Source organism: Streptomyces sp. NPDC094448 (assembly GCF_044763775.1).
Classification (GTDB): Bacteria; Actinomycetota; Actinomycetes; order Streptomycetales; family Streptomycetaceae; genus Streptomyces.
Window position 1 is genome coordinate 1 of record NZ_JBIWGU010000017.1, and the last position, 18014, is coordinate 18014.

Consider the following 18014-nt stretch of genomic DNA (forward strand, 5'->3'; position numbering starts at 1 on the left):
TCGATACCGGCGGATGCGCTGGTCATGACGGCTTCGGTACGCAGCGGGTTGATCTCCGAGACGGCGCCGACGAACGTGGTCTTACCCACGCCGAAGCCGCCCGCCACCACGATCTTCGCGCTGGTGGTTGAGCGAGGCGCGCCGCCGCTAGAGCTTGCGAAGTCCACTGAGCACCCTTTCGAGCAGTGTCACGTCTGGCTGACCGCCGGCGGTGTCGTCCCCGCCGGGCTGGTGGATGGCGACGAGTCCGGCCTCTGCCAGGTCGGCGACGAGGATCCGGGCAACGCCGAGGGGAAGGGAGAGCAGTGCCGAGATCTCGGCGACCGACTTGATCTCGAAACACAGCCGGCAGATCCGCTGGTGCTCGGGCAACTGGCCCTGGAGCCTCGACGGATCGGCGGTGGTACTGACCAGGGCCTCGATGGCGAGCTGGTAGCGCGGCCGGGTCCGGCCGCCCGTCATGGCGTACGGCCGCACCAGCGGACTGGGCCCGCCCTGTCCGGGCGCGGGCTCCGGCCTGCGGCGCCCCGGGGGCCGCTGCTGGTAGGGCCGGGGCTGGCCGGGCTGCTGGGCCGGACCCGGCACCCCGTGCCGTCCGCCCGGCTGACCGTAGCCGCCGTGCCGGTCGTACTGATCGTGCGGTTGGTGCGGTTGGTGCGGTTGGTAGGGCTGATGGGGCTGGTGCGGTGGCTGGGGCGTCCCCGGATCGTACGGCCCGGGACCGCCCGCCTGCTGCGCCCCGTACCGGGGATCGTACGAAGCACCGTACGAAGGCTCGTACGGCTGCCGGTACGGCTCCTGCGCCGGCTCCGGCGCGGACCACGAAGGACGGCCGTCCGCTCTGCCCGGGGCCGGGGGAAAGGGGTAGCCGTGGTGGGATTGCTCGCCTTCCGGCTGCTGTGCACCGCCGTCATAAGGGCGTTCGCCCGGTGGTGTTGCCACGTGTCCTCCTCCGACTGCGCGTGCCGTTCGCTGTCCCTGTGAAGCCGCCACTGCCACCGCACCCTAATGGTGCGGTGGCACAAGGGGCCCTGTCCGCCGGTGGGTTGACCGGTCAGTTGAGCAGACTGCCCTGGAGTTCCGCCCGCAGGTCGGGGGTGAGCACATTGCCCGCCCGGTCCACCAGAAGGGCCATCTCATAGCCCACCAGACCGATATCGGCCTCCGGGTGGGCCAGTACGGCCAGCGACGAACCGTCGGAGATGGACATGATGAAGAGGAAACCCCGCTCCATCTCGACGACCGTCTGGTTGACGGCACCGCCCTCGAAGATGCGGGAGGCACCCGCGGTCAGCGAGGTCAGTCCGGAAGCCACCGCGGCCAGTTGATCGGCACGGTCACGGGGAAAGCCGTCGGACATCGCCAGCAGGAGTCCGTCGGCGGAGACCACCACCGTGTGGGACACCCCGGGGGTGTTGTCCACGAAGTTGGTGATCAACCAGTTCAGATTCTGCGCCGCCTGGCTCATCGGGCTCACACTAACGCTCCTGGTTGTAGGTACTGCCCGGACCACCCTGATGATCGTAGGTGCCCGGTCCGTTCGTGTCCGTTCCCGCGCTGCGCCCCCGCTGGACGCCGCGGCGCAGATTGCTCAGCCTGCCACGAACGTCCTCCGGGGCGCGCGAGATCTGCGGAAGCCCGTGCTGAGGTGTCTCCTCCGCGGTGCCCTCGACGAGGTTGGCCTTGGGCACCCGGCGCGGCAGCCCGGACGAGGTGACCCCGCCCGCCTTCGGCTCCCGCAGCTTCTCCGCCCGCTGCCAGCGTTCGTCGTTGGCCGACCGCCAGTCCTGCGCACCGTCGTCCGCGGCCCCGTTGCCGCTGTCGGTGACCGCCTCGGGCCGAGCACCCTGCGGCGCCTGCGGAACCTGCTCCCCGGACGGCTGCCACTGCTGCTGCCGCTGCACGTCCTGCTCGGGCCGCGGACGCAGTGCGCCGCGACGGGGCAGACCGGCGTCGGTCAGCTCGTGACCGCTGCTCGGAGAAGGTCCCGGACGCTCGAAGCCTACGCTCTCCCGGCCCGTGGTGGTGGCGCCGTGGCCGGATTCCGATTCCCCGCGGTACTCCTGTTCGTACCCGCCGGAAACCGTGTTCGGATCCGGCCAGTCGTCCTGCTGGCGCCGGGTGTTCCAGGCGTTTCCATACGGCTGCTCACCCGTCGCCGAATCCGGGAAGCCGGATTCCGGATAGCTGCCCGCCTGGTGCTGGGAGCCTTGGGCCGCATGGGTGGCCGGGGAGTCCGGCGCCGTTCCGGCTCCGGGCAGGGCGGCCTGCCCCTGGGAGGGGTACGGATCCTGGTAGACCGGCATCGGCTGGGTGTGGTGCGCCTCGCCGCCGGGGTAACCGCCGGACGGGTAGCCGTCGTACGCCTGCTGTCCGGATCCGTACGGAGCGGTGGTGCCGCTCTGATCCGGTGCGGGGAAGGCGGCAGCGGAGCCCGGGGCCGCGTACGGATCCGCGACCCCGCCCTGGACGGGGAAGCCGGCCGCGGGACCGGTCGCCGGGAAGGCGTCGGCCCCCTGTCCCTGGTTCTGTCCCTGGTTCTGCCCCTGCGCCGTTCCCTGTGCCTGGCCCGGGAACGCGTTCTGGCCGTAGCCGTCGTACGGCTGCGCCGCCGCGGGCTGCTGATAGCCCTCCGCCGGTTCGGCGGCCGGCTGCTGCGGGTTCCGGGGTTCCAGCGCCGCCCGCCGCCCGCCGCGGGCCAGGGAGCGGCCCACCGGATCGAGACCGCGTCCGCCGGACTGCGGCTGCTCGTACCGGGAGTCGTCGAAACCGAGTTCGGCGGCGGTCCGCACCGGCGCGGACGGGACCTGGGCCGGACCCCGGCCGCCCTCCTGCTCCGGGATGATCCCCGAGACCGTGAAATCGCCCTGGGGCACCGGCTCGCCGCCACCGCCGTGGGTGATCGCGTCCGGGAGCATCACCAGGGACGTGGTGCCCGCCTGCTCGCCCGAGGGGCGGAGCTGGACCCGGATACCGTGCCGGTCCGCGAGGCGGCCGACCACGAACAGGCCCATGCGCTGGGAGACGGCGGCGTCCACGATCGGCGGGTTCGCCAGTTTGTGGTTGATGTCCGCGAAGTCCTCAGCGGTCAGCCCGATGCCCTTGTCGTGGATCTCGACCATGATCCGGCCGTCGGGCAGCCGGGTCGCGGTGACCCGCACCTTGGTCTGGGGGGAGGAGAAGGTGGTGGCGTTCTCCAGCAGCTCCGCCAGCAGATGCACCAGGTCGGTGACCGACTGGCCGTGGATATCCGTCTCCGGTACGCCGGACAGCTCGATCCGCTCGTACGACTCCACCTCGGACGAGGCCGCCCGCAGCACATCGACCAGCGGTACCGGCTGGTTCCAGCGGCGGCCGGGCTCCTCGCCCGCGAGGACCAGGAGGTTCTCGCCGTTGCGGCGCATCCGGGTGGCCAGATGGTCGAGGCGGAACAGATTGTCCAGCTGCTCCGGGTCGGCCTCGTTGTTCTCCAGCTCGGTGATCAGCGTGAGCTGGCCCTCGATGAGCGACTGGTTGCGGCGGGAGAGATTGGTGAAGATCGCGTTGACGTTGCCCCGCAGCATGGCCTGCTCGGCGGCGAGCCGGACCGCCTCGCGGTGGATCTGGTCGAAGGCGCGGGCCACCTCGCCGATCTCGTCGCGGGTGTCGATCGGGATCGGCTCGACCCGGGTGTCGACCCGTCCGGGCTCGGTCCGGGAGAGCTGGTCGACCAGGAGCGGCAGCCGCTGCTCCGCGATGGCGAAGGCGGCGGAGCGCAGTTCCCGCATCGACCGGCTCATCTGCCGGGCCACGGCACCGGCCAGGACGAAGGAGGCGAGCAGGGCGATCACGACGATCGCCCCGTTGAGGATCGCGTCCCGGCGGGCGTCGGCGGAGATCGACGAGGCCTCGGCCACCGCCCGGTCCACCAGCTCGGTCTCGACCTGGAGATAGCCCTCGAACTTGGCGGTGGCGACGGCGGTCCAGGTCTGGGCCGTGATGCCCGCGGCCGCCAGATCCCGGGGCGAGGCCCCGCTGCCGATCCGCTGGGCCATTCCGCTGAAGACGGTGCCGTCGGGGCCCGCCGCGCTGGTGGTGCCGGACTCCTGGAGCCGCTGGGCGCCCTGCTCGGCGGCCTTGCGCATCAGGCCCTTCAGCAGCTCCACATCCGCCGGCGTACCGCCGGACTGGAATTCCGCGACCGCGATCTGTTCCAGATAGTTGTACGAGTTGAACGCCGTGACCTGCTTGTCCCGGACGTTCTCACGGCTGTTGGGGCGCACCAGAAGATGGATGCCGATGGACCGCTGGAGCGACTCCGCGGCCTTGGCGAGCTGAACCGCGTAAACGGTCCTGCCGTAACTGGTGACATTGCCGGTGCCGAGACCCAGCTCATTGGCGAACGCCATCAGCGAGTGCTGCACCTGGACATAGCCCTCTTCGGTGCCGACCGGGTCGGTGGCGGGGCGATAGGCGTTGGCGCGCAGATCGGCCAGCTCCTTCTCCTCGCCCCGGAAGATTTCGAGACGCCGCTCCAGACCGTGCCCCGGCGGCACATCCCGGGTGGCGCGGTCGAACGCCGCCTTCGCCGCGTCCGTGGTGGCCCGCACCTTCTGTACGGCCTCGTTGGGCGTGGGCGACTTCAGCAGCGGTTCGGCGGTCAGGTCCCGCTCGTTGAGGAGGGCCGCGCCGTACTCCGACGCGGCCCGCACGATCTTCGCCGTCTGCTCGGCGTCCTTGGCTTCGTCCCAGGTGTCGATCGACCCGCTGACCTGGAAGCCGCCCATGAACAGACCGACCAGCACGGGCAGCAGCAGGATCGCGTTCAGCCGGGTCGGTACGGACCAGTTGCGCGGGGAGAACCGGCTGGTGCTCCCGCCGCTCTGGGCGGGGGAAGCGGGCTCCGGCTCCTCACCGGGCGACGCCTCCGCACGCGACGGCGGGGTGAAATTGCCCCGCGCCTGCTGCTCTGCGGAGCCTGTGCTGCTTCGCCTCACTCGACCAACAACCTCTCGGCGCCGACACCCATGCTGTGCCGTGTTTCGTTCTGAGCCGTACTACTCGGAAGTTCGTCGAATTTCAGCACGCGGACGGGGTCCGTTCCAAACAGTTGGAATCAGCCATTCCGGGTCGTCGGAGCGCGCGATAAAACGGGCATAAAGAGCGAGCCCCTTCAAAAGTCGTGCGTTTCGTGAGCGCAGGGACACCGGGTGACCGCATCGGGTGTCCGCAGGACCACAATTCCATGTCGAAACGTTATGAACATGCGGGCGGACCGTGTCAAAGGACACAGTCCGCACCTGCTTGCCTACCTGCTTGGTTACGACAACTACCGTATCCCGGCGTCTACTTGAGCCGTGCCATGAGGGCGTGTTCGACGAGGGTGATGAGGGCGCTCTTCGCGTCGCCGCGGTGCCGGGCGTCGGTGGTGATGATGGGGGTGTCGGGTCCGATCTGGAGGGCTTCGCGGACTTCTTCGGGGGTGTAGGGCTGGTGTCCGTCGAAGCCGTTGAGGGCGATGACGAAGGGGAGGCCGCTGTTTTCGAAGTAGTCGACGGCGGGGAAGCAGTCGGCGAGGCGGCGGGTGTCGACGAGGACGACGGCGCCGATGGCGCCGCGGACGAGGTCGTCCCACATGAACCAGAAGCGGTCCTGTCCGGGGGTGCCGAACAGGTAGAGGATGAGGTCTTGGTCGAGGGTGATGCGGCCGAAGTCCATGGCGACGGTGGTGGTGGTTTTGTCGCCGGTGTGGGTGAGGTCGTCGATACCGGCGGATGCGCTGGTCATGACGGCTTCGGTACGCAGCGGGTTGATCTCCGAGACGGCGCCGACGAACGTGGTCTTACCCACGCCGAAACCACCCGCCACCACGATCTTCGCGCTGGTGGTCGATCTCGGAGCCGTACCGCCGCTAGAGCTTGCGAAGTCCACTGAGCACCCTTTCGAGCAGTGTCACGTCCGGCGTACCGCCGGCGTCGCCGTTGCCCGGCTGGTGGATCGCCACCATGCCGGCCTCCGCCAGGTCCGCCACCAGGATCCGGGCCACGCCCAGCGGCATCGACAGCAGCGCCGACACCTCCGCGACCGACTTCACCTCACGGCACAGATGGCAGATCCGCTGGTGCTCGGGGAGCAGCCCGCCCAGCAACGACGGATCGGCGGTGGTACTGACCAGGGCCTCGATGGCGAGCTGGTAGCGCGGCCGGGTCCGGCCGCCCGTCATGGCGTACGGCCGCACCAGCGGCTGGTCGCCGTCCACGCCGTAGTCGGTTTGGACACCGTACGGATCATGTGAGGCGGGTGGCGGGGTCATGAAGTCCTCCGGGCGGGACAGCAAGTGGATGGCGTGCCGTCGGTGCGGCCGGTGGGGGCGGTGGCGACCGGGGCGAGGGCTGACGGGCGCGATGGCGCGGGCTGGGGAACCGGGAACCCGGTGGCTCAGTGCAAGAGGCTTCCCTGAAGCTCGGCACGGAGATCCGGGGTGAGCACATTGCCCGCCCGGTCCACCAGCAGGGCCATCTCGTAGCCCACCAGACCGATATCGCACTCCGGGTGCGCCAGTACGGCCAGCGACGAACCGTCGGAGACGGACATCAGGAAGAGGAAACCCCGCTCCATCTCGACGACCGTCTGACTCACGGCACCGCCCTCGAAGATGCGGGAGGCGCCCGCGGTCAGCGAGGTCAGTCCGGAAGCGACCGCCGCCAGCTGATCGGCACGGTCACGCGGAAATCCTTCGGACATGGCCAGCAGAAGACCGTCGGCGGAGACCACCACCGTGTGGGACACCCCGGGGGTGTTGTCCACGAAGTTCGTGATCAACCAGTTCAGATTCTGCGCCGCCTGGCTCATCGGGCTCAACTAACGCTCCTGCTGGTGTGTGGGGCCGAGGTCGAAGCTGCCGGTCGACGAGCTGTTCTGCTCGCGCCCCTGTTGGATGCCGCGCCGGAGGTTGGTGAGCCGGCCGCGGACGTCGTCCGGTGCGCGCGAGACGGAAGGACCGCCTTGGCTGCCGTACTGCTGTGCCGTACCCGCGACGAGATTGGCGCGCGGGACACGGCGGGGCAGACCGGACGTGGTGACACCGCCCGATGCGGGCTTCCTGACCCGCTCGGCCTGGCGCACCAGCTCGTCGTTGGGGGAGGACCGCCAGCCCGCGTCGCCCGGACCCGCCTCGGGGCCGCCCGCCGGGGGCACCGGGGGCTGCGGCGCCGGCGCCGCGGCACCGGCCGTGCCGAACCGGCCCGCCTGGCCCGTCTGGTCGAACCCGCCGGGGTGGCCGGACTGCGGCACGCCCCGGTCGTACGGGAGCGGACGGCTGTCCTGGAACCCCTGGGGGCCCCGAGCGCCCTGCCCGTCCCGGCCGATCTGCGGGATCGGCTGGGTCTGCTGGACGACGGCCTCGTGGGACTGCTGCCCGGCGCCCGGCCGGTCCTGCGTCCCGCTCGGGTCGGCAGAGTGCCGGCCGCCCTGGTCCTGCGGCTGCAGCGGGGCCGGGTGCTGCGGAGCCGGGTTCTGGGCACCCGAGTGCTGGGCGCGGAACCAGTCCGTCTCCAAGGTGTCGTACAGCGGCGTACCGCCGTCACCGGGGGCGGGCGGCAGCGCCTCGTGACGCGGCTGCGGAGGCAGCGCGTTACGGGCGACACCCGACTGCTCCTCGTAGCCGCGGGGCGCGGGCGCCCGGCCCGGCTCGGGCGGCTGCGGCGCACCGGTCCGCGGGCGGGCGAACTGCCCTGCGGACGGCGGACCGGCCGGATCGCCGAAACGGGGGCCGCGGTCCGCGCTGTCCGCACCGTCCGTGGTGTTACGGATGCCCTGCGGCGGAGCGAACAGGTCCGCGGCCGGGGCGGGCCGGGTGGGCCCGCCGCCCTGGGCGGGCGGTCCGAACACATCGTTGCGGACGTACTGGCCGGGCGGGGTGCCCGGCGCCGGCTGCGGGGAGGCCGGGGCCTCGAAACCGCCCGGGGCGAGGCCCGCGGGGGACTGCCGGACCGGGGGAGCGCCGTACTCCTGGCGCGGGAACTCCGCCGACCCGCCGGGGCCCTGAGGGGTCCCCGGGTCGTCGTGACCGCGCACCGCGTCGGCACCGCGGCCGGGCAGACCGCCGGGACCGTTCTGGCCGCCGTCGGCGTTGTTCTGACCGGGCTGACCAGGCTGACCGGGCTGACCGGGCCGGCCGTCCGAGCCGCTGTTCTGACCGGGCCGGCCGTTCTGGCCGTTCTGGCCGGGGGAGCCGCCGGGGCGCTGGTCACTGCCCCAGCTCGGGCCCGCGGGACGGCCGCGGCCCCCGTCCGGAAGTTCGTTGCGCGCCGGGACCGGACGGCCGTCGGCGCCGAGCCGCGGCAGCGCCGCGGTGTCACCGGGGGCCGGGCCGGATCCGCCGCGCTGGGCACCGCGGTTGCCGAAGGCTCCGGCGAGACCGCCGCCCTGCGGGCGTCCGTTGCCGGGGCCGCCGTCACGGGACGGCAGCGCCGCCCGGGAACCCGCGCCCGCACCGACCTGGCCGCGCGGCGCACCCGCGCCGAGCGGTCCGCCGGACGGGGCGCCGGGGCCGCCGGGACGCCCGCCGTTCGCGGCGCCTCCGGGGCCGGAGCCGAGGGGCGCGCCACCGTTCGGCGGAGGCGTCCGGCCGGGGGCACCGGCACCGCCGGGCGCGCCCGGCGCGACCGGGGGCTTGCGCCCGCCCTGGGCGACGTCCACGGGCAGCATGACCAGCGCGGTCGTACCACCGGACTCCGAGGGGCGGAGCTGGATGCGGATGCCGTGCCGCAGGGACAGCCGGCCGACCACGAACAGACCCATGCGGCGGGAGACCGAGACGTCCACGGTCGGCGGCGAGGCCAGCCGCTCGTTGATCGCGGCCAGATCCTCGGGGGAGAGGCCGATACCGGTGTCGTGGATCTCGACCAGCACCCGCCCGTCGGGCAGGGCATGACCGGTGACCCGGACCTTGGTCTGCGGGGAGGAGAACGAGGTGGCGTTCTCCAGCAGCTCGGCGAGCAGGTGCACGAGGTCGTTGACGACCCGGCCGGCGACCTCGGTCGCGGGGACCGCCGCCAGCTCGATGCGCTCGTACTGCTCCACCTCGGACGCCGCGGCGCGCAGCACGTCGACCAGCGGCACCGGACGGGTCCAGCGGCGGCCGGGCTCCTCGCCCGCGAGGACGAGGAGGTTCTCGCCGTTCCGGCGCATACGGGTCGCGAGGTGGTCCAGCTTGAAGAGGGAGGACAGCTGGTCCGGGTCGGCCTCGCGGGACTCCAGCTCGGAGATCAGCGACAGCTGACGCTGAATCAGACCCTGGGAGCGGCGCGAGAGGTTGGTGAACATCGCGTTGACGTTGCCCCGCAGCAGGGCCTGCTCGGCGGCGAGCCGGACCGCCTCGCGGTGCACCTCGTCGAAGGCCGCGGCCACCTTGCCGATCTCGTCGCGGGAGTGGACACCGACGGACTCCACCGAGGTGTCGACGTCCTCCGGGTCCGACTCGGAGAGCTGCTTGACCAGCTCGGGCAGCCGCTCCTGGGCGACCTTGGTGGCGGTGTCCTGGAGCCGGCGCAGCGACCGGATCATGGAGCGCGCCACGATGAAGGCGCCCACCAGCGAGACCCCGAGGACGAGGGCGATCAGCGCACCGTTGATGATCGCGTCGCGCTTCGACTCCTCGCGCAGCTCGCGGGCCTTCGCCTCCAGATCGTCGAGGAGGGAGGTCTCGATGAGCTTCATCGCGTTGATGCGCTGGCCGTAGGCGTCGGTCCAGTCCAGATGCGACTGCGCCCGCTCGTTCCGCAGCACGTTGGGATTGTTGAGAACGCGCCTGGTGAGTTCGGCGACGGTCGTGACGCCGGGGCGGCTGTCCATGGTGCTCAGGACTTCGGCGGCGTCGCCGTTCAGGGACTCGTAGGCGTTGCTGAACTTCTTGAGGGAGTTCTCCATGCCCTGGAGGGCGCCCAGGCCGTAGAGCCGGTCGGCCTCGGAGAGATTGGAGTTCTTCTGCCCGCCGCCGCCGGGCAGCGCGGCCGCGATCACCGCCTGCTGGATGGAGGCGTACTCCTTGGCGGCGCCGAAGGCGGCCAGCGTGCGGGCGCGCTTGATCATGTCCTGGTTGTTGGTCGCCTGGGCCATTTCCAGGGAGAGGTCGAGCAGCGAGTTGATCAGCTGGTGGTAGGCCTCGATGGTCAGGGCGTGGGAGTTCTTGTTGACGTACGCCTTTTCCCGGATGTCCTTGAGGCCTCTGAGCTGGCCGTAGATCTGGGCCAGCGTGGTGCGGAAGGCATTGATCGTGTCGTCGCCGTCGACGATGTCGACGCCCACGGCCCCGTCGATGAACATCTTCGCCGCTCGGTCGGTGGCCTCGCGGGGCTCGGTGACCTTGAAATCACCGGCGTTCGGGTTGTTCGACAGCGGGCCGGCCGTGGTGTCCCGCTCGTACTGGAGCGCGATGGCGAGCTTGCTCGCCTCCTGGGACATATCGGTGAGCAGCTGCATGTGTTCGAGCTGGTCCATACGGTCCAGGGACTCGTTGATCCGCAGCCCGCCCAGCGCCGTCGCGGCGACCACGGGAAGGGTCAGCAGGGAGACCAGACGGGTGCTGATGCGCCAGTTGCGCAGGGCCATCCGGGAGCCGGTGTCCACCCGGCCCGGGGAACCCTCGGACTCTCCGTCGCCGGACGCCGGGCCGGGGACGGCGGAGGGGCCGCCGCCCGCGGGGCCCTGGGGTCCCTGCGGGCCGGCCGGTCCGCCCGGACCGCCGGAGGGGGCGCCGGGCCTGCCGCCGCCCTGGGCGGGGGAGCCGCCGGGGCCGGAGGGGGGGCCGGGACGGGAGCCGGGACGGCCGGGGCTCCGGTCACCACCGGGAGCCGTGGGGCCCTGGGCCGGGGTCTGCGCCGGATTCTGGGCGTGCTGGATGTGCTGGGGCGAGGAGCCGTGTTCGGCCCCGCCGCGCGGTTCCTGTCCCGCCGCGGCTTCCCCTCGGCCCTGGGGGTCCCTCTTGAAACGTCCCTGCACTAGCGTCGCAACCTCTGAACCAGGCGTTCCGCTGCCCTACGACTCGTACGGCGGCAGAACGGTGTCGGTGTCTGGCGAGGCGCGGATCCGCGCCTCTGGTGGTGTGAGTACCGGCGCTCTCCCCCTTTCCCGCCGCCGCTCGGCGCTGCGTTGCGCCGCTTGCGCGCCGGAATGTGTCTGCGGCGGTGCGTGGAATTCCAGCACAGTGCCGGATCTCCAACAAGGGCCGCGTACCGTGCTGTGACCTGGGTGACACGGTGTGAGTGTCGAGTCACGAATCGTTGAAAGACTTACGGTGTGAATCGGACTTTCACGGATGAGTCACCGGGGTGCGGGGAGCGAGTGGCCCATGCCCAGGTCGTTGTGATCGGCAGCGGAATCGCCGCTTCAGGTAGGCAATGTCCGTTTCGCTGGTTGAATTTGACGGTATGTAATGTCCAAAAACAGCGACTTTGACCGGACGTTGGTGAGGAAACTCACACCAGTCACACATGTCCTCCACGGCTTTGCCGGGATTCGGATGTTTAACCTGTCGCGTTAGACAAGAGCGCCTCTGTTGTAAAGCGCCGCCCCGCACGGGCGGCCCTACGCCGATGGGTCTGAAGACAGCCGATGAAGACGACCATGCTGCTCCGCACGATAGCCAACCCCCGCCGCACCACCCTGATGCACCTCAAGGACGCCGGTGAGCTGTCGGCTCCGGAGCGGCAGGAGCACTCCCTGGACCTCCCGACGAGCACGGCCAACCCGCGCCGCACGGTCCTGATGGAGGCCCCGGCCTCCTGAAGGCCGGGTCCGGGGAGGCCCTGCCGTTCCCGGAGCCCGGCGGGCACCGCCGCAGCACCTCCCCGAGCCCCGGGGGCCGTCCCCCGGCTGCCCCCGGGGCTCGGCCGTGCGCCGGGCGGCCGGGCCCGCCGCCGCGTTAGCCTGGAGCGTCGGACTCCGGCAGTGTCATCAGCGACATCATCAGCAACAGAGGGGCAGCGGCATCCCGTGCGCATCGCCAGGTTCTCCATCGACGGCCATGTTGCCTTCGGCGCGGTCGAGGGCGAGGCCCCCGACGGGCTCGTCCTCGACATCATCAAGGGCGTTCCGTTCGCGGACTTCGAGCTTTCCGGCACCAAGGTCCCCCTGGACAAGGTCCGGCTGCTGCCGCCGGTGCTCCCCAGCAAGGTGGTGGCGTTCGGGCGCAACTATGCGGCGCACGCGGCGGAGCTGGGCCACGAGCCCCCCGCCGAGCCTTTCGCCTTCATCAAGCCGTCCACCTCGGTCATCGGCCCCGGCGACGCGATCGCCTACCCCTCCTTCTCGGCGGAAGTCCACTACGAGGCCGAGCTGGCCGTGGTGATCGGCCGGATGTGCCGGGACGTGCCGCGCGACCGGGTCAAGGACGTCGTCCTCGGCTTCACCTGCGCCAATGACGTCACCGCGCGTGATATCCAGCTCCGGGAGAAGCAGTGGGCGCGGGCCAAGGGCTTCGACGGCGCCTGCCCCCTCGGCCCCTGGGTGGAGACGGACATCGACCCCGCCGCCGCGGGCGACCTGACCATCCAGTGCACGGTCAACGGCGAACAGCGCCAGCTCGGCTCCACCAGCGAGATGATCCACCCGATCGAGGATCTGATCGTCAACATCTCCGAGGCCATGACGCTGCTGCCCGGCGATGTGATCCTCACGGGCACCCCGGCCGGAGTCGGACCGCTCAACGTCGGCGACGAGGTCGCCGTCACCATCCAAGGCATCGGCACTCTCACCAACAAGGTGATCAAGCGTGGCTAACGCGAACGTCCGCGTACGTTTCTGTCCCTCTCCGACCGGCAACCCCCATGTGGGCCTGGTCCGCACCGCCCTCTTCAACTGGGCCTTCGCCCGCCATCACGGCGGCACCATGGTCTTCCGCATCGAGGACACCGACGCGGCCCGGGACTCGGAGGAGTCGTACCAGCAGCTGCTCGACTCGATGCGCTGGCTGGGCCTGGACTGGGACGAGGGCCCCGAGATCGGCGGCCCCCACGCTCCGTACCGCCAGTCGCAGCGGATGGACCTCTACGCGGACGTCGCCCGCAGGCTGCTGGAGGCCGGACACGCCTACCACTGCTACTGCACCACCGAGGAGCTGGACGCCCGCCGCGAGGCCGCCCGCGCCGAGGGCCGCCCCTCCGGCTACGACGGCCACTGCCGCGACCTGACCGCCGAGCAGAAGGCCGCCTACGAGGCCGAGGGCCGGGCCGCCATCGTCCGCTTCCGGATGCCCGACGAGCCGATCACCTTCACCGACCTGGTCCGCGGCGAGCTGACCTTCACCCCGGAGAACGTGCCCGACTACGGCATCGTCCGGGCCAACGGCGCCCCGCTGTACACCCTGGTCAACCCGGTCGACGACGCCCTGATGGAGATCACCCACGTACTGCGCGGCGAGGATCTGCTCTCCTCCACCCCGCGGCAGATCGCGCTCTACAAGGCGCTGATCGAACTGGGCACGGCCAAGGAGATCCCCGCCTTCGGGCATCTGCCGTACGTCATGGGCGAGGGCAACAAGAAGCTCTCCAAGCGCGACCCCCAGGCCTCCCTCAACCTCTACCGCGAGCGCGGCTTCCTCCCCGAGGGCCTGCTGAACTATCTGTCGCTGCTCGGCTGGTCCTTCTCCGCCGACCAGGACGTGTTCTCCGTCGCCGAGCTGGTGGAGAAGTTCGACATCGCGGACGTCAACGCCAACCCGGCCCGCTTCGACCTGAAGAAGGCCGAGGCCATCAACGCCGACCACATCCGCCGTCTGGACGTGAAGGCCTTCGCCGAGGCCTGCGAGCCCTGGCTGACCGCCCCGTACGCCGACTGGGAGCCGGAGCGGTTCGACCGGGCCGCCTGGGAGGCGATCGCCCCGTACGCCCAGACCCGGCTCACCGTCCTCTCGGACATCACCGCCAACGTCGACTTCCTCTTCCGCGACGAGCCCGTCGACGACGAGGCCTCGTGGGCGAAGGCGATGAAGCCGGGCGCGGCCGAGCTGCTGGTCACCGCGCGCGAGAAGCTCGCCGCGGCCGACTGGAGCAGCCCCGAAGCGCTCAAGGAGGCCGTCCTAGCCGCCGGCGAGGCCCATGGCCTCAAGCTCGGCAAGGCCCAGGCCCCGGTCCGGGTCGCGGTCACCGGCCGCACGGTCGGACTGCCGCTCTTCGAATCCCTCCAGATCCTGGGCGCCGACCGGACCCTGGCCCGGATCGACGCGGCCCTGGCCCGGCTGGCGGCCCAGCCGGCCGCATAGTCTTCCGGCATGACGATTCGCGCGATCCTCTGGGACATCGACGACACGATCTTCGACTACCGCGGCGCCGATATCGCCGGAATGCGCGAGCATCTGCACGCCGAGGGCCTGCTCGACGGAGAAACCTCCGTCGAGCAGGCCCTCGGCCGTTGGCAGCGGGCCACCGCCCGGCACTGGGCACGTTTCGCGGCGGGCGAGGTCGACTTCCCCGGCCAGCGCCGCGACCGGGTCCGTACCTTCACCGGTCTGGCGCTGGACGACGCCGAGGCCGACGCCTGGTTCGGCCGGTACATCACCCACTACGAGGCCGCCTGGTCGCTCTTCCCGGACACCGTGCCCGCCCTCGACAACCTGGCCGGCTACCGGCACGCGGTCCTGTCGAACTCCGCCTCCGAGGTGCAGGAGCACAAACTGCGGACCCTGGGGGTACGGGACCGCTTCGAGGCCCTGGTCTGCGCGGCCGACCTGGGCATCTCCAAACCCGCCGCCGAGGCCTTCCACGCCGCCTGCGAGGCCGTGGGGCTGCCGCCGCACGAGGTGGCGTACGTGGGGGACGAACCCGATATCGACGCCCGCGGGGCCGTCGAGGCCGGCCTGCGGGGAATCTGGCTGGACCGCACCGGCCGCGGCGGACGGCCGGACCTGGTCACGATCACCGGTCTCGGCCAGTTGCCCGGCCTGTTGGCGGGGGATACCCGTTTTGGAGCGCCGTCCACCTTCGGGTAATGTTCTTCCTGCGCCGCCCGAGAGGGCCGAAAGGCCCGGCAGGAAGGCGCAAGCCGAGCAAATCCCCGTCGAGGGGTTGCGCTCCGGTGGCCTATGGTGTAATTGGCAGCACGACTGATTCTGGTTCAGTTAGTCTAGGTTCGAGTCCTGGTAGGCCAGCTCGCAGAGCTTATCTGCAAAGCCCCCGTTGTGTAGCGGCCTAGCACGCTGCCCTCTCAAGGCAGTAGCGCCGGTTCGAATCCGGTCGGGGGTACAGATCCTTCCCGCGTACGCATCATCGGGTAGCTCCCGGTGCGCACGATGCAGGATCGCTAGGGCCCCCGTTGTGTAGCGGCCTAGCACGCCGCCCTCTCAAGGCGGTAGCGCCGGTTCGAATCCGGTCGGGGGTACTGGTCTAAACCACCATGGGCTATGGTGTAATTGGCAGCACGAGTGATTCTGGTTCATTTAGTCTAGGTTCGAGTCCTGGTAGCCCAGCACGGTCCCGTGGATCTCAGATTTGCCCCCGTTGTGTAGCGGCCTAGCACGCCGCCCTCTCAAGGCGGTAGCGCCGGTTCGAATCCGGTCGGGGGTACAGAGGGGAGCAGGCCCTCCGCGTCAGCGCGGAGGGCCTGCTCCTTTTCCGTCCCCGCGCGCGGCGCCGGCCGGAGAGGGAGCAACTCCCCGCCCCGGCCACCGGATCGCGACGGCGGGCGACCGGGTGCGGGACGGGGAGGCGGAAACGGGAAAGGGTGGTCGGGGAAGGGCCGGCTCAGCCGTTGCGGCGCAGGGCCTCGCTCAGCCGGGCCGCCGCGTCGATCACGGCCTGGGCGTGCATCCGCCCCGGGTGCCTGGTGAGCCGTTCGATCGGTCCGGAGACCGAGACGGCGGCGACCACGCGGTTGGACGGGCCGCGCACGGGCGCGGAGACCGAGGCCACTCCCGGCTCCCGCTCGCCGATGGACTGGGCCCAGCCCCGGCGCCGGACGCCCGAGAGGGCGGTCGCGGTGAAACGGGCGCCCTGGAGACCCCGGTGCAGCCGCTCGGGCTCCTCCCAGGCCATCAGGATCTGCGCCGACGATCCCGCTTTCATGGTGAGCGTGGAGCCGACCGGCACGGTGTCCCGCAGTCCGGACAGCCGTTCCGCGGCCGCCACACAGATCCGCATATCGCCTTGGCGCCGGTAGAGCTGGGCGCTTTCGCCGGTCACGTCCCGCAGATGCGTGAGCACCGGCCCCGCCGTCGCCAGCAGCCGGTCCTCGCCCGCCGCGGCGGACAGCTCGGACAGCCGCGGACCGAGGATGAACCGGCCCTGCATGTCCCTCGCCACCATCCGGTGGTGTTCCAGTGCCACAGCCAGTCGGTGAGCCGTGGGCCGGGCGAGCCCGGTGGCCGCGACCAGCCCGGCGAGGGTGGCCGGACCGGACTCCAGTGCGCTCAGTACCAGAGCCGCCTTGTCGAGAACGCCGACGCCGCTAGAGTTGTCCATGAAACGATATTCGCGTCTCACACTGTGAAACGCAAGTTCAATTTTCCGGAGAACCCGCCAGTCTGTAGGGGCGGGCCGGCGAGCACCGGGCCCGCACCCGAATATCCAGGTAGGCCGGCACCGTGGCCGGGCGGAGGTAAAGCGATGGGTAGGACACTGGCGGAGAAGGTCTGGGACGACCATGTCGTCCGGCGCGCCGAAGGTGAGCCCGACCTGCTCTACATTGATTTGCACCTGCTGCACGAGGTGACCAGCCCCCAGGCCTTCGACGGTCTCCGGATGAGCGGCCGCACCGTGCGCAGGCTGGACCTCACCATCGCCACCGAGGACCACAACACCCCCACCGTCGACATCGACAAGCCGATCGCCGACCCGGTCTCGCGCGCCCAGCTGGAGACGCTGCGCCGCAACTGCGCCGAATTCGGGGTACGGCTCCACCCGCTCGGCGATATCGAGCAGGGCGTCGTCCATGTCGTCGGACCGCAGCTCGGACTGACCCAGCCCGGCACCACGGTGGTCTGCGGTGACTCGCACACCTCCACCCACGGCGCCTTCGGCGCGCTGGCCTTCGGTATCGGCACCTCCCAGGTGGAGCATGTGCTGGCCACCCAGACCCTGCCGCTGGCCCGCCCCAAGACCATGGCGATCACCGTCGAGGGCGAGCTGCCCGACGGCGTCACCGCCAAGGACCTGATCCTGGCGATCATCGCCAGGATCGGTACCGGCGGCGGCCAGGGCTATGTCCTGGAGTACCGCGGCTCCGCCATCGAGAAGCTCTCGATGGAAGCCCGGATGACCATCTGCAATATGTCCATCGAGGCGGGCGCCCGGGCCGGCATGATCGCCCCCGACCGCACCACCTTCGACTATCTCCAGGGCCGCCCGCACGCCCCCGAGGGCGCCGACTGGGACGCGGCGGTCGCCTACTGGGAGACCCTGCGCACCGACGACGACGCGGTCTTCGACGCCGAGGTCGTCATCGACGCCGCCGCGCTCTCCCCGTTCGTCACCTGGGGCACCAACCCCGGCCAGGGCGCCCCGCTCTCCGCCGCGGTCCCCGACCCGGCTTCGTACGAGGACGCTTCGGAGCGGCTGGCCGCCGAAAAGGCCCTGGAGTACATGGGGTTGAGCGCCGGACAGGCGCTGCGCGACATCCATGTGGACACCGTCTTCGTAGGCTCCTGCACCAACGGGCGGATCGAGGACCTGCGCTCCGCCGCCGCCGTCCTCGACGGCCGCAAGGTCGCCGACGGGGTCCGGATGCTGGTCGTCCCCGGCTCGGTCCGGGTCGCCCTCCAGGCCGTCGCGGAGGGCCTGGACAAGGTCTTCACCGCCGCGGGCGCCGAATGGCGGCACGCGGGCTGTTCGATGTGCCTCGGTATGAACCCCGACCAACTGGCGCCGGGCGAGCGTTCCGCATCCACCTCCAACCGCAACTTCGAGGGCAGGCAGGGCAAGGGCGGCCGCACCCATCTGGTGTCGCCGCAGGTCGCCGCCGCCACCGCGGTGGTGGGCACACTGGCCTCCCCGGCCGACCTGTCCGATATCGACGCCGCCCGTACGCCCGCTGGAGTCTGATCA

Annotated in this window: 13 protein-coding genes, 5 tRNA genes and 1 pseudogene; 10 read left to right on the top strand and 9 right to left on the bottom strand. The window is 71.0% G+C overall.

The window, feature by feature from the left end; genetic code table 11:
- The 8 genes and pseudogenes from ACIQ9E_RS27645 to ACIQ9E_RS27680 form a co-directional block, all read right to left on the bottom strand.
- A pseudogene (locus ACIQ9E_RS27645) lies at positions 1-167 on the bottom strand (ATP-binding protein); the annotation flags it as partial.
- Positions 148-942 (bottom strand): DUF742 domain-containing protein, encoded by a 795-nt coding sequence (locus ACIQ9E_RS27650; protein ID WP_403711582.1) that lies wholly within the window; start codon positions 940-942, stop codon positions 148-150. The pseudogene ACIQ9E_RS27645 and the gene ACIQ9E_RS27650, both read right to left, overlap by 20 nt.
- 112 nt (positions 943-1054) lie before the next feature.
- On the bottom strand, positions 1055-1468 hold the full coding sequence (locus ACIQ9E_RS27655; protein ID WP_006346354.1) for a roadblock/LC7 domain-containing protein: 414 nt from the start codon (positions 1466-1468) through the stop codon (positions 1055-1057).
- Between the two features lie 10 nt (positions 1469-1478).
- On the bottom strand, positions 1479-4976 hold the full coding sequence (locus ACIQ9E_RS27660; RefSeq protein ID WP_403711584.1) for a nitrate- and nitrite sensing domain-containing protein: 3498 nt from the start codon (positions 4974-4976) through the stop codon (positions 1479-1481).
- Between the two features lie 349 nt (positions 4977-5325).
- Complete coding sequence (locus ACIQ9E_RS27665) at positions 5326-5910, bottom strand: ATP/GTP-binding protein (RefSeq protein WP_130585191.1); 585 nt, start codon at positions 5908-5910, stop codon at positions 5326-5328.
- The gene (locus tag ACIQ9E_RS27670; protein WP_040913992.1) at positions 5891-6292 is read right to left on the bottom strand and encodes a DUF742 domain-containing protein; all 402 of its coding nucleotides are present in this window, start codon (positions 6290-6292) and stop codon (positions 5891-5893) included. The genes ACIQ9E_RS27665 and ACIQ9E_RS27670 overlap by 20 nt, the downstream gene beginning before the upstream one ends.
- A gap of 125 nt (positions 6293-6417) precedes the next feature.
- Positions 6418-6831 (bottom strand): roadblock/LC7 domain-containing protein, encoded by a 414-nt coding sequence (locus tag ACIQ9E_RS27675; protein WP_006346351.1) that lies wholly within the window; start codon positions 6829-6831, stop codon positions 6418-6420.
- Positions 6832-6840: 9 nt separating this feature from the next.
- Positions 6841-10980: a nitrate- and nitrite sensing domain-containing protein gene (locus ACIQ9E_RS27680; RefSeq protein ID WP_403711587.1), complete on the bottom strand. Its 4140-nt coding sequence runs from the start codon at positions 10978-10980 to the stop codon at positions 6841-6843.
- A 612-nt stretch (positions 10981-11592) separates the two neighbouring features.
- Between ACIQ9E_RS27680 and ACIQ9E_RS27685 the strand changes: the two genes are divergently transcribed.
- The 9 genes from ACIQ9E_RS27685 (at position 11593) to ACIQ9E_RS27725 (ending at position 15539) form a co-directional block, all read left to right on the top strand.
- Entirely contained in the window at positions 11593-11766 is a 174-nt protein-coding gene (locus ACIQ9E_RS27685) for a hypothetical protein (RefSeq protein ID WP_403711589.1), read from the top strand.
- Positions 11767-11973: 207 nt separating this feature from the next.
- Positions 11974-12759 (top strand): fumarylacetoacetate hydrolase family protein, encoded by a 786-nt coding sequence (locus ACIQ9E_RS27690; protein ID WP_403711591.1) that lies wholly within the window; start codon positions 11974-11976, stop codon positions 12757-12759.
- Positions 12752-14239: a glutamate--tRNA ligase gene (gltX, locus tag ACIQ9E_RS27695; protein ID WP_403711593.1), complete on the top strand. Its 1488-nt coding sequence runs from the start codon at positions 12752-12754 to the stop codon at positions 14237-14239. The genes ACIQ9E_RS27690 and gltX overlap by 8 nt, the downstream gene beginning before the upstream one ends.
- Before the next feature lie 9 nt (positions 14240-14248).
- Positions 14249-14965, top strand: a complete 717-nt coding sequence (locus ACIQ9E_RS27700) for an HAD family hydrolase (RefSeq protein WP_403711595.1) — start codon at positions 14249-14251, stop codon at positions 14963-14965.
- An 87-nt stretch (positions 14966-15052) separates the two neighbouring features.
- Positions 15053-15124: transfer RNA gene (locus ACIQ9E_RS27705), tRNA-Gln, on the top strand.
- 21 nt (positions 15125-15145) lie between these two features.
- Positions 15146-15218, top strand: a tRNA-Glu gene (locus ACIQ9E_RS27710).
- Between the two features lie 63 nt (positions 15219-15281).
- Positions 15282-15354 (top strand) — tRNA-Glu (locus tag ACIQ9E_RS27715).
- A gap of 16 nt (positions 15355-15370) precedes the next feature.
- A tRNA-Gln gene (locus ACIQ9E_RS27720) sits at positions 15371-15442 on the top strand.
- A 24-nt stretch (positions 15443-15466) separates the two neighbouring features.
- Positions 15467-15539: transfer RNA gene (locus tag ACIQ9E_RS27725), tRNA-Glu, on the top strand.
- Positions 15540-15716: 177 nt separating this feature from the next.
- On the opposite strand, the gene ndgR is transcribed toward ACIQ9E_RS27725, so the two are convergent.
- Positions 15717-16433, bottom strand: coding sequence for an IclR family transcriptional regulator NdgR (gene ndgR / locus ACIQ9E_RS27730; RefSeq protein WP_006346345.1), 717 nt, complete (start codon positions 16431-16433; stop codon positions 15717-15719).
- A 144-nt stretch (positions 16434-16577) separates the two neighbouring features.
- On the opposite strand from ndgR, the gene leuC reads away from it, so the two are divergent.
- Positions 16578-18011, top strand: a complete 1434-nt coding sequence (gene leuC / locus ACIQ9E_RS27735) for a 3-isopropylmalate dehydratase large subunit (RefSeq protein ID WP_403711597.1) — start codon at positions 16578-16580, stop codon at positions 18009-18011.
- Positions 18012-18014 lie beyond the last annotated feature (3 nt).